General features: G+C 75.1%; 8 protein-coding genes. 5 read left to right on the forward strand and 3 right to left on the reverse strand.

What is annotated here, in order from left to right; translation table 11 throughout:
• The first annotated feature begins 143 nt into the window (after window positions 1–143).
• From AC6I72_RS17815 to AC6I72_RS17825, 3 genes are all read left to right on the forward strand, one after another.
• Window positions 144–1,625, forward strand: coding sequence for a PAS domain-containing protein (locus AC6I72_RS17815; protein WP_498001883.1), 1,482 nt, complete (start codon window positions 144–146; stop codon window positions 1,623–1,625).
• Between the two features lie 507 nt (window positions 1,626–2,132).
• Entirely contained in the window at window positions 2,133–2,825 is a 693-nt protein-coding gene (locus tag AC6I72_RS17820; RefSeq protein ID WP_366723851.1) for an iron-dependent transcriptional repressor DtxR, read from the forward strand.
• 549 nt (window positions 2,826–3,374) lie between these two features.
• Window positions 3,375–4,328: an alpha/beta fold hydrolase gene (locus AC6I72_RS17825; protein ID WP_498001884.1), complete on the forward strand. Its 954-nt coding sequence runs from the start codon at window positions 3,375–3,377 to the stop codon at window positions 4,326–4,328.
• Window positions 4,329–4,479: 151 nt separating this feature from the next.
• Here the strand turns inward: AC6I72_RS17825 and AC6I72_RS17830 are convergent, their stop codons facing one another.
• From AC6I72_RS17830 to AC6I72_RS17840, 3 genes are read right to left on the reverse strand one after another with little or no spacing between them, the layout of a single operon-like run.
• On the reverse strand, window positions 4,480–6,084 hold the full coding sequence (locus AC6I72_RS17830; RefSeq protein WP_498001886.1) for a transporter: 1,605 nt from the start codon (window positions 6,082–6,084) through the stop codon (window positions 4,480–4,482).
• On the reverse strand, window positions 6,081–6,875 hold the full coding sequence (locus AC6I72_RS17835; RefSeq protein ID WP_498004719.1) for an ABC transporter ATP-binding protein: 795 nt from the start codon (window positions 6,873–6,875) through the stop codon (window positions 6,081–6,083). The genes AC6I72_RS17830 and AC6I72_RS17835 overlap by 4 nt, the downstream gene beginning before the upstream one ends.
• A 39-nt stretch (window positions 6,876–6,914) precedes the next feature.
• Entirely contained in the window at window positions 6,915–7,580 is a 666-nt protein-coding gene (locus AC6I72_RS17840) for a bifunctional DNA primase/polymerase (RefSeq protein ID WP_498001887.1), read from the reverse strand.
• Between the two features lie 608 nt (window positions 7,581–8,188).
• On the opposite strand from AC6I72_RS17840, the gene AC6I72_RS17845 reads away from it, so the two are divergent.
• A complete protein-coding gene (locus AC6I72_RS17845; protein ID WP_498001888.1) occupies window positions 8,189–9,574 on the forward strand; it encodes an NsdA family TPR-like regulatory protein in 1,386 nt (461 codons plus the stop codon).
• A gap of 157 nt (window positions 9,575–9,731) precedes the next feature.
• Window positions 9,732–11,576: a hypothetical protein gene (locus AC6I72_RS17850; protein ID WP_498001890.1), complete on the forward strand. Its 1,845-nt coding sequence runs from the start codon at window positions 9,732–9,734 to the stop codon at window positions 11,574–11,576.
• Window positions 11,577–11,795: the final 219 nt, after the last annotated feature.

Here is an 11,795-nt window from a genome sequence, read left to right on the forward strand (position 1 = left end):
GGGCCCCGGGATCTCCGCGGTGCAACGATTCCTTCAATCTTCGGGAACATGATGTGTGCTGCATCACGTTCAAGTTGAATGAATGATGGTCAGTGAGCGAACCGACGCGCCGTACGTGCGGACGCAGCCTGCAGGGGGTTCAGGTGAGTGCTTCCCGGCGTAGAGGAACCACCGACGAGCTGGGGCCGGACGAGCCCGAGCCACGCCGGGACGGTCCCGGGGGACAGGACGTCCCCGACGGACCCGACGGCTCGGACCTGCTCGCCGCCCTGCTCGACGGCATGGACGCCGCCCTGTGCGCCTTCGACGCGGAGGGCGTGGTCACCCACTGGAACCGTGAGGCCGAGCGCATCCTCGGCTGGAGCGCCGCCGAGGCCGTCGGCCGGCACGGCTTCGCCGGGTGGGCCGTGCGCAGCGCCGACGCCGAGGAGGTCGAACGGCGCCTCATGTCCGCCATGCACGCCCCCGGCCGGCAGGTCCACGAGTTCGCCCTGCTCACCAAGGACGGCGGCCGTGTCCTCGTCCGCACCCAGTCCGCCGCCGTCCGCGGACCCGACGGATCGCCGGCGGGCCTGTACTGCGCCTTCAGCGAGGTGCACGCGCAGATCGACCTGGAACGCTCCATCGCCCTGAGCGAGGCGCTCTTCGAGGACGCCTCCTGGGGGGTCGTCCTGGTCGACGCCGACCTGCGCCCCGCCATCGTCAACGCGCACGCCGCCCGCGCCCTCGGCACCGGCCGCACCGCCCCGCTCGGCCGCCCCCTGGGCGAACTCCTCTCCCAGGGCGTGGAGGAACTGGAGAGCGTCCTCACCCACGTCCTGGCCGAGGGGGCGCCGCCCGCGCCCGCCGAGATCTGGGTGGGTGTGCGCACCCCGGAGGGCGAGCGGCGGCGCTGCTGGCGCAGCGGGTTCGTGCGGCTCGCCTCGCCCCTCGCCGAGGAACCGGTGCCCCTCGGTGTGGCCTGGCTCTTCGTCGACGTCACCGACTCCCGGCACACCGAGCAGGAGGCCTCGCTGCTGCGGTTCCGCACCAACCAGCTGCACCGCGCGGCCCGCGCCGCCGCGGAGTGCGACAGCCCCCTGGAAGCGGCCACCGTCCACCTCGACTTCGCGCTCGCCGGGTTCGCCGACCACGCCCTCGTCGACCGGGTGTGCCCCCCGGCGGGCGGTGGACCGGCCGGCGCGGGGCAGGAGCCGGCCACCGCGGGCGGGGACGGTCCGCCGGCACCGCTGCGGCTGGTCCGCGTCACCGCCACTCCCACCGCGGGCCCCGGCCCCAGCCTGCCCGCCGCAGGCGCCGGGATCCCCGTCCGCTACGGCGAGGGGCACCCCGCCCTGCAGTGCATGGAGCGGACCGGGTCCGTACGGGCCACCGCCGGCCCGGCACCGGCCGAGCAGGCCCGCGAATGGGCCCTCGCGCGGCAGTGGCCGGCGGACACCGTGCACGCCCTGTGCGCGGTGCTGCGCAGCCGGGGCCGCACCCTGGGCGTGGTCACGTTCCTGCGCTCCCTGGGGCGCGCCCCCTTCGAGCGCGCCGACGCGGCCCACGCCGAGGACGTCGCCGTGCGCATCGCGACCGCGCTGGACCTGGCGGACCTGCTGGAACCGGGGTCCGGGCAGTCCTGAAAAAAAGCGGTTGATCGAGGGCGGGACGGTTCTTAGTGTGTGGGGTACACGAGAAGGGAGGTGGTTCGGCAGATGTATGGAAACCGGACGCGTGAGGTGGCTGCGGGCTAGCGGCCCGTCACCACACCCAGTGCGGTGCCGGATCAGCACGTGAGACGTGTGCGGCCGGCCCAATCCCAAGCAGTCACCCGACCCGCGAGCTGCCGGTACGTCCGGCCGGCTTCTCCGCCGTCAGGCGGAGGGACCCAGCTCGCGGGTCGTCTGCGTGCGGGGGGACGCGCCGCCCCGCTTCCCGTGACGACGGCAGCGGGTCTCCGCTCCGGCGGGGTCCCGCGTGCGCTTCGGCCGAGCCCGGGGGCCGTGCCGGCGGCGCGCCGCGCCCGCTTCGGCGCGGGCCGTCGCGCGGAGCACTCCGGTTGTCAGTGGTATGCGTCAGAATTGAGTTCAGGGCCAGCGCACGCGCCGCGGAGTCGCAGGGCTTCCGGCAGAGGTAATCGAGGGGCACGTATGTCCGGACTGATCGACACCACGGAGATGTATCTCCGCACCATCCTCGAGCTGGAGGAGGAAGGCGTCGTCCCCATGCGCGCCCGGATCGCGGAGCGACTGGACCAGAGCGGGCCGACGGTGAGCCAGACGGTCGCGCGGATGGAGCGCGACGGACTCGTCTCGGTCGCCGCGGACCGGCACCTGGAGCTGACGGACGAGGGCCGCCGGCTGGCCACGCGCGTGATGCGCAAGCACCGGCTGGCCGAGTGTCTGCTCGTCGACGTGATCGGCCTGGAGTGGGAGCAGGTGCACGCCGAGGCGTGCCGCTGGGAGCACGTGATGAGCGAGGCGGTGGAGCGCCGGGTGCTGGAGCTGCTGCGGCATCCCACCGAGTCGCCGTACGGCAATCCGATCCCGGGCCTCGAGGAGCTGGGCGAGAAGGACGGCGCGGACCCGTTCCTGGACGCGGGGCTGGTGTCGCTGGCGGACCTGGATCCGGGTGCCGACGGGAAGACGGTCGTCGTGCGCCGGATCGGTGAGCCGATCCAGACGGACGCCCAGCTGATGTACACGCTGCGCCGGGCGGGTGTGCAGCCCGGCTCGGTGGTGAGCGTGACGGAGTCGGCGGGCGGTGTCCTGGTGGGCAGCGGCGGTGAGGCGGCGGAGCTGGAGTCGGAGGTCGCCTCGCACGTCTTCGTCGCCAAGCGCTGACCCCGGACGGCGGCTGCCCGGCGGCGGACCGGCCGGACGAGGCCGGGCCGGACAGGCGGGACCGGCCTCTGGTGCGCCGGCGGTGGCCGGTTCTCCCCTTGTTCTCTCCCCCGGTCCCCCCGGCGTTTTTCAGCGCGTCGCAGCGGAGCGCTCGCGCGCCGCGCGTGCGACGCTGGGACGGCAGTCCTCCAGGCATATGACGCTCAGGGGTGGGGGAGGATGTGCCGCAGACAGGGAGAGGGCCCCGGCGCCGCACGGCGCCGGGGCCTGTCCTCCCCTGTGCGACCCGGAGCCCCGAGCTCTCAGGGTCGTCCCCCTCGGACCGCTTTTCCCCGAGTGGTCCGCCTCCCGTTGAAGATCTCCCCTCGGCGGCGGCGATCATTCCTTGTGGGGGGTCACTCGAACGAGGGGTGTTCGTGATGCAAGCGGCTTTTTCGAATGAGCATTCGATAATCTGGTGAGCGCCACACGGCTCCGGCAATGGCCGGGAACGGCCGGGAGCAGTGGCTGGGGCGGAGCCAGGTCAGAGCTAGGGGGTGCCGGGATCACATGGCGCGACGCATCGACGTGACCGGGGCGGGCGGCGTACGGCTGGCCGCCTGGGAGTTCGCCGAGCCCCCGAAGGGGCCGCCGTTCGTACCGGCCCAGGCCGGGGCGTACCGGCAGGACCTGCCGCAGCAGCTGCCGGGGCCGCCCGATCCGCCCGCCCCGGCGGACGAGGGCGCGGCCGGGCGGGGTGCCGGGGTGCTCTTACTCCACGGCCTCATGGGCCGGGCCTCGCACTGGGCGCCGACGGCCCGCTGGCTCTCCGAGCGGCACCGGGCCGTCGCCCTCGACCAGCGCGGCCACGGCCAGAGCGAGAAGCCCCCGCGGGCCGCCCACACCCGGCAGGCCTACGTCGAGGACGCCGAGGCGGCCGTGGAACAGCTCGGCCTCGGACCGGTCGTCCTCGTGGGGCACGCCATGGGGGCGCTGACCGCCTGGCAGCTCGCCGCACACCGCCCCGACCTGGTGCGCGGCCTGGTCATCTGCGACATGCGGGCCTCCGCGCTGGGCGCGTCCTCCCAGCGCGAGTGGGAGGACTGGTTCAAGACCTGGCCGACGCCCTTCGCCACCCTCGCCGACGTCCGCAAGTGGTTCGGCGAGGACGATCCGTGGGTGGAGCGGCCGAACCCGGCGCGCGGCGCGTTCTACGCCGAGATCATGCAGGAGTGCGCCGACGGCTGGCGCCCCGTGTGCGAACCGGAGCAGATGCTCGCCTCCCGCGAGACCTGGGTCTACGACGCGCACTGGGAGGAGCTGGCCCAGGTGCGCTGCCCGGCCCTCGTCGTGCGCGGCCTCGACGGCGAACTCGGCCGGGCGGAGGCCCAGGAGATGGTCCGCGTCCTGCCGCACGGCCAGTACGCGGAGGTCGCCGACGCCGGCCACCTCGTCCACTACGACCGGCCCGACGCCTGGCGGGCGGCCGTCACACCCTTCCTGGAGGCGGTCCTCACCCCATGAACACGCCGGCCCCCGCGGCACCGGCCGTCTCCCACGGCCGGGCGCCGGGCGGGCGGTCCGGTCACGAGGCCCGCGCCTTTCGGCAGCCGTCCGGCCGGGCGGCCGGCTGCCGAAGCGGCCGGGTTCTTGGCGCACGGGCGCCCGGGGCGGGTCAGCCCTTGCTGACCGCTGCGAGGATCTCCGGGAGCCGCGTGGCCGCGCGGGGGGCGGCCAGGCGCAGGCCCAGGAGGGTGATCGCGGCGCCGTAGACCGCGCCCACCGGCAGGAGCAGCCAGCCGAGGCCGTCGCCGGTCGCGCTGACGTTCGTCCAGATCGCCAGGGCGATGACGGGGGAGCACAGCAGGGCAGCGGCGAGCATGCCGCCGACGATGGCGGTCCAGGCCAGCCCGGCCTGGCCCGGGGCCACGTTCTTGTAGCCCTCCTGGGGGATGGAGTACGGGAAGCGGACCGATGCCCAGGCCCCGGTCGCCAGCATCGCGCCGAGCAGCGCGAAGGAGAGCCCGAGCACCTCGGGCAGCCGTGCCCAGTCGCCGACCAGCGCGGCCGTCAGCACCGTGACGAGGGTGGCGTAGGGCAGGGTCACGACCAGCAGGGCCAGGGCCCGGCCGCGCAGCTCCATGCAGGCGTCGCGCGGGGAGGAGATCGTCAGCGCGACCATCCAGAACGCGGAGGTGTCCTGGCCGAACTGGTTGTACATCTGGACGCCGAGCATGCCGGCGGCGAAGCACGCCAGGTAGACCGAGCCGGTGCCCTGGAGGGCGTTGAGGACCGGCACGATCAGGCCGATGGCCAGTGACGTCACCCAGGCCGCCTTCGTCTTCGGGTCGCGCAGGACGTAGCGCAGCGAGCGTTCCGCCGCGGTGCCCGTGCGGCCGTCCGGGAACAGCCGGGCCGGGCCGCCGCTCCGGGAGCGTCTCCGGGTGGCGTCGGGGGCCTGGACGGTGGAGGAGTCGGGGGTCGTCATCAGCCGGGTCAGGCTGCGCGACCACAGGCCCACGAGGGCGGCCACAGCGAGGGCCGTCAGGGCGAGCCGGGCGGCGGCGACACCGTAGGACCCCTCGCTCGCCGAGTCCACCGCGCCCACCGCCGACGCGGGCGGCACCCAGCGCAGGACGTCCGTCACCGGGTCGAGCCGGCCGAGCCCCGAGGAACCCAGGTGCTGCGCGCCGAAGTTGACCAACTGGGTCCCGATCGCGACGACGAGTCCGCTGAGCACGGCCAGGTCGCGCCCCTTGCGGCTGGTCAGCAGCCGGGTGTTGGCGGCGGCCACGGCCCGGGCGAGCGCCACGCACACCAGCAGCGCCAGGGCGACGGCGAGGACCGCGACGGCGTACGCCGCCGCGCCGTGCGCCACCGAGATCACGCAGCCCACCAGCAGCAGCGCCGTGAACAGCGGTCCCACGCCGACCAGGGAGGCCGCCAGCAGCCCCCGCACGAGCGGTCGGGGGCGCAGCGGCAGCATGACCAGACGGGTCGGGTCCAGGGTCTCGTCGCCGCTGGGGAAGAACAGGGGCATCACCGCCCAGCCGAGGGCGAGCACGGCCGCGCTCAGCACGGCCACGGAGACGGCGTGCGGGTGGCCGCGCAGCACCGCGAACCCGATCAGCTGCAGGGCGCCGAAGAGCAGCGCGAGGACGGCCGAGGCGAGATACGCCGCGCGCCGCCCGCCGGACTGCCGCAGCCCGTTGCGCAGCAGGGACAGCTTCAGCCGCACCAGGACGGGCGTGAGGCCCTCCGGTGCGCTCTGCCCGCTCATCGGGTACCGCCGCCCAGCCAGTCGAGGTCCGAACCGGTGTCGCGGCCCTGCGCGCCGACGAGTTCGAGGAAGGCCTGCTGGAGGGTCGGTGCGTCGCCGCGCACCTCGGCGAGCGGTCCGTGCGCGCGGATGCGGCCGGCGGCGAGCACGGCCACCCAGTCGCACAGCGACTCGACCAGTTCCATGACGTGCGAGGAGAACACGACGGTCGCGCCGGAGGCGGTGTACCGCTCCAGCACGCCCCGGACGGTCTGCGCGGAGACCGGGTCGACGCCCTCGAACGGCTCGTCCAGGAACAGCACTTCGGGATTGTGCAGCAGCGCCGCGGCGAGCCCGATCTTCTTGCGCATGCCGGTCGAGTAGTCGACGACCAGCTTGTGCTGGGCGCCGGCCAGGTCGAGCACGTCGAGCAGCTGCGTCGCCCGGCGCTCCACCTCCGCGGCGGGCAGCCCGCGCAACCGGCCCGAATAAGAGAGCAGTTCGCGGCCCGAGAGCCGTTCGAAGAGCCGCAGCCCCTCGGGCAGGACACCGATCCGGGCCTTCACGGCGACCGGGTCCCGCCACACGTCGTGCCCGGCGACCTCGACGGTGCCCTGGTCGGGCCGCAGCAGCCCGGTCACCATGGACAGCGTGGTGGTCTTCCCGGCTCCGTTCGGCCCGACGAGTCCGATGAACCGCCCGGCCGGCAACTCCAGATCGATCCCGGCCACGGCGACCTGCTGTCCGAACCGCTTCCACAGTCCCTGAACCCGTACGGCGCTGGTACTCACCACTGCTGCTCCCTCCGTCAGGACGAACCCTATGGGGGAGCGGTGTTCCTTCTCCTGCCGCTACCTGTCCCTGCCGCACGCGTACGCCAGCGCCGACGCCAGCTCCTCCACGTCCGGCAGCCACCGGTTGGCCGGGGTGGGACGGCAGGCCCACTGCACGGCTCCCCGCGATCCGTACCGGGTGGGCGGTGCGGCGATGTAGGCGCCCTCGCCGAGTGCGGTCAGGTCCAGCGAGCCGGGCGACCAGCCCAGCTTGCGCACCAGGTCCGGGAGTTTGGCGCAGGCGCCGGGCAGCACGAGGAACTGCATCCGGCGCTCGGGGGTCAGGGTGACCGGCCCGAGGGTCAGCTCCATCCGTTCCAGCCGGGCCAGGGCGAGGAACCCGGCGGTCTCGGGGACGCAGAGTGCGTCGAAGGCGCGGCCGGTGGGCAGCAGGATCGACGCGGCCGGCTGCTTCTGCCACATACGGCGCGCCACGGTGGCGCTGCCGGTGGCCTGGGCCGCCCAGTCCTCGCGCGCGGGGTGTGCGCCGGGCGCGGAGCAGGCGGCGTCGCCGCAGGAGCAGCGCTGGGTGCCGTCCACGGCTTCCAGCCAGGTGCCGGGGAACACGTCCCAGTGACGCTCCTCGGCGTAGCGAACGGCCGTCTCCAGCAGTGAGTCTCCGCGCTGCTGGGGAATCTGACCGGCAGTCTGTGCGGCTTCGGTGCCCGGGATCGTCTTTTCCACGTTCCACTCAACTTCCGCGCCCACCTGGAGTTACGGGCGCGGCGGCCCGGTCCGCGGCGGCCCCGCGCGCGGGGAGGAGCACCCGGTCCCCGCCCGGGGCGCACGGGTGCATCCACGGGGGCGCGCGGGAGGGGCACCGGCAGGCGCGGGGTAGGGCTGTGTGGGGGGGTGTTCAGCGGGCACTCGCGGCGGGGACGTTCGGCGGGAGCGTCCACCGAGGGCGTCCGCGCGGGGTGTTAGGGCGGGGCGCTGCCGGCGACGCCCGGGCGGGAATGCCCGTGCGGGGACGTTCGTGCCGGGATGTCCTCACGGAAGGTCCGTGCGGAGATCTCCGCACGGTGGTGTCCGTGCGGAACGTCCGTGCGGGGAACGGCCCCGCGGGGGTGTCCGGGAGGGGGGATCGAGGGGGTCCGCTGCGCTTTTCGCTCCGTTATTCCGGCAATCTTCGCATGTCCCGCATTTTCGTTATGTCCGTGGGGCATTGATCTTCACGGCAGGACAACTCCGCCGGAACACGGCGGGATCCGGCCGCGCAGGACACGTCAACGTCGGTGCGTGGGCAGGGCACCGCAGCCACGCGAGCCGCCAGAAAGCAGGGGGTTTACGCCATGGCCGCCAGGCCTCTCGTCGCGCGGCAGCCGAACGAACGGCTGCAGGCGCTCATTCAGGAAGCGGGCTGCTCCAACGCCGGGCTGGCCCGCCGGGTCAACATGTGCGGCGCCGAGCACGGCCTCGACCTGCGGTACGACAAGACCTCCGTGGCGCGCTGGCTGCGCGGGCAGCAGCCGCGGGGGCGGGCCCCGGCGGTCATCGCCGAGGCACTGGGCCGCAAACTCGGCCGTACGGTCACGATCGACGAGATCGGCATGGCCAACGGCAAGAACCTAGCCTCGGGCGTGGGCCTCCAGTTCTCGCCGACGGTGGTGGGGGCCATCGAGCAGGTCTGCGAGCTGTGGCGCAGCGACGTGGGCCGCCGTGACTTCCTGTCCGGCTCCTCCGTCGCCGCCTCGGCGCTGGTGGAGCCGAGCCGCGACTGGCTGATCACCGCGCCGGACGGGCAGGTCGCGCGCTCGGCGGGTCCCCGCGTGGGGCAGTCGGACGTGGCGGCGGTACGGGCCATGACCCAGGCGCTGGTCGACCTGGACCACACATACGGCAGCGGGCACGTGCGCCCGGTGGTGGTGCACTACCTCAACAGCGTCGTCTCCGGCCTGCTGGCCGGGTCCTACCGGGAGGCGGTGGGCCGCGATCTCTTCGCCGCGGTGGCGCGGTTGACGGAGCTGGCCGGCTACATGGCCGTGGACACGGGGCAACCCGGCCTCGCCCAGCGGTACTACATCCAGGCGCTGCGGCTCGCCCAGGCGGCCGGGGACCGCGGTTACGGCGGCTATGTGCTGGCCGCCTCCATGAGTCACCTCGCCGCCCAGCTCGGAAACCCGCGCGAGATCGCCCAGTTGGCGCGGGCGGCGCAGGAGGGGGCGCGCGGGCGTGTGACCCCGCGCGCGGAGGCGATGTTCCACGCCGCGGAGGCGCGCGGGCACGCGCTGCTGGGGGACGCGCGGGCGGCGCAGGTGTCGTCCGGGCGCGCGGTGGGCGCGCTGGAGCGGGCCGCGGCGGACTCCGGGGACGACCCCGCCTGGATCGCGCACTTCGACGAGGCCTACCTGGCCGACGAGTTGGCGCACTGCCACCGGGACCTGGGGCAGGCGGAGACCGCCGCGCGGTACGCGGAACAGGCGCTGGCGAACCATCCGGTGACGCGGGCCAGGCGCCGGGCCATCGGGTACGTGCTCCTCGCCACGGCGCAGGTGCAGCAGCGCGAGATCGAGCAGGCCTGCACCACCGGTCTGAAGGCGGTCGACCTGCTGGAGACGCTGCGGTCGAACCGGGGTGCGGAGTACCTGGAGGACTTCCAGCAGCGCCTCGATCCGTACCGGGACGAGGCGGTCGTCAGGGAGTTCGGGGCCAGGCTGGAGGTGCAGATGGCGGCCTGAGCCGCGTGCGGTGAGCCGGACCACAGCGCGCCGCGGCGGGTTTCGTCACCGGAGGGGCGGGGAAGGAGGTCGCGTCCTGTGCTGCGTAGCACCGGGCTCCAGGGACCCGGTAGCGTGAGCCGACGATTCCGCAAGTCCCCCATTCGTAGGAGTCCCGGTGACGCAGAGTGGACAGGGCGAGGAGCCCTCGGCGCGGCCCGCGCGCGAAGGCATCGTGCTGCCTTCCGACGGTGGGCAGCCCCTGCTGCCGGGCACCACGGGCGGGCCGGGCGGTCTGACACCCGCGCCGCCCGCCGGACAGGGCCCGGCCCACGCGCCCGCCGGTGGCCAGGCCTGGGGCCAGCCGTGGGGTCCGGGTGCGGACCAGGCGCCGCAGCAGCAGCCCGGACAGGACTGGCAGGCGCCGCCCGCCCAGGCCTGGGGCGCCGCCCCGTCCCACCCGCAGACTCCGCCGGCCCGGTGGGACGCCCAGGGACAGCCCGGCGGCCCCGGCGCGGCGGGCGCGGGCCCGCTCCCCCCGGAGGGCGCCCCGGCCCCGGCGTACGGCACCCAGGGGGGCGGCGCTCAGCCGCCGTACCAGCACACCCAGGGGTTCCAGGGGGCGGACCACGGGTTCCCGCCGCAACAGCAGCCGCATCAACCCCATCAGTACCAGCCGCAGCAGCAGGGTGCCGCCGGGCAGGCCGCGCCGCTGCCCCCGGCGGGCCCGGGCCCGTACGGCGCCCCGCAGTCCGGCGGCGCCCCGCTGCCGCCCGCGGGCCCGGCGCCCTACGGTCTTCCGGCCGCCGGACAGGGCGGCCACGGGGCGCCCGCCGACGAGGGCGCGACCCAGTTCCTGCCGCCCGTCGCCGCCGCACCGGCGGACGAGGGGGCCACGCAGTTCCTGCCGCCGGTCGCCGCCGCGCCCGCGGACGAAGGCGCGACGCAGTACATTCCGCCGGTGCCGGCGGGCGCCATGCCGCCGGAGACGTCCGGTGACCCCTCGACCCGGTTCCTGGGCCACGTGCCGCAGGGCGGCGGCGCGCCCGGTGCCGGGCCGGACGCCGAGGCCACCCAGTTCATCGCGCCGGTGGACGCCCAGGCGGGCGGGCCGGCGACGCCGTACGGCGCGGGCCCCGGCGGCCCCGGCGGGCGGCAGACGCCCGCCGAGTTCGACAACCTCTTCCGCGACGGAGCGGGCGGCGGGGCGCCGGCCACCCAGCAGATACCGCGCTTCCAGCAGCCGTACGACGGCCGTCCGGGTCCCGGCGTCCGGGCCGGCACCCCGCCCGTCCAGCCCGGCCCGGGGGGTCCCGGCGGTCCGGGTCAGCCGCAGTTCGCCGGGCAGCCGGCCACCGGGGGCGGGGACGGCGGCGGTCGCCGGACGCGCTCGCGGGTTCCGCTGATCGCGGCCGTCGGCGTCGGCATCATCGCCCTCGGCGTGGGCGCCGGTGCGCTGCTCAGCGGCGGCGGTGGCGGTGACAGCGGCCAGCACACCGACAAGGCCGCCAGCGTCTCCTCGGCCGCTCCCTCCACCGGCGGTGCCAGTTCGGCGCCCGCCGCGGACCCGGCCCGGCAGCAGGCCGCCGCGCTGGACAAGCTGCTGGCCGACAGCGGCAGCAGCCGCGCGTCCGTGATCAAGGCGGTGGCCGACGTCAAGGGGTGCGACAACCTCGGCGGGGCGGCCTCCGACCTGCGCGCCGCCGCCAAGCAGCGCGGCGAGCTGGTGACGCGGCTGGGCTCGCTGCCCGTGGACAAGCTGCCCGACCACGCCGCGCTGACCAGCGCGCTCACCAGCGCCTGGAAGGCGTCCCAGTCGGCCGACCAGCACTACGCGGCCTGGGCCGACCAGACGCACGGCAAGAAGGGGTGCCAGAAGGGCCACGCGCGCATCACCAGCCACGCCAAGGCCGGCAACCAGCAGAGCGGCGTGGCCAGCGCGCAGAAGGCCAAGGCCGCGCGGCTGTGGAACGTCATCGCGAAGAAGTACGGCCTCACCGAACGCCAGCCGACCCAGCTCTGAGCCCGGCCGCGTGCTGGGGCCGGCCCTGCGCCGGGCCCGCACCGACTCCGGTTCCGGCCCGGCGCTGAGCCCGGCCCGGCTGCGGGATCCGGCCCTGCGACGGGCCCGACCTGGCTCCGAGCCCGGCCCGGCTCTGGACCCGGCCGGCCCGGCTCTGGACCCGGCCCGGCTCCGAGCCGGGTGCTGCTCAGCGTCCGGACCGGCCGCGGCGGCTGTTCA

It is taken from the genome of Streptomyces sp. Xyl84, from assembly GCF_059731885.1.

What these genes read in the sequence shown, in the direction of transcription:
- AC6I72_RS17845 (WP_498001888.1), top strand. Translation starts at nt 8,189, where the DNA reads ATGGCCGCCAGGCCTCTCGTCGCGCGGCAGCCGAACGAACGGCTGCAG.
- AC6I72_RS17830 (WP_498001886.1), bottom strand. Translation starts at nt 6,084, where the DNA reads ATGAGCGGGCAGAGCGCACCGGAGGGCCTCACGCCCGTCCTGGTGCGG.
- AC6I72_RS17825 (WP_498001884.1), top strand. Translation starts at nt 3,375, where the DNA reads ATGGCGCGACGCATCGACGTGACCGGGGCGGGCGGCGTACGGCTGGCC.
- AC6I72_RS17820 (WP_366723851.1), top strand. Translation starts at nt 2,133, where the DNA reads ATGTCCGGACTGATCGACACCACGGAGATGTATCTCCGCACCATCCTC.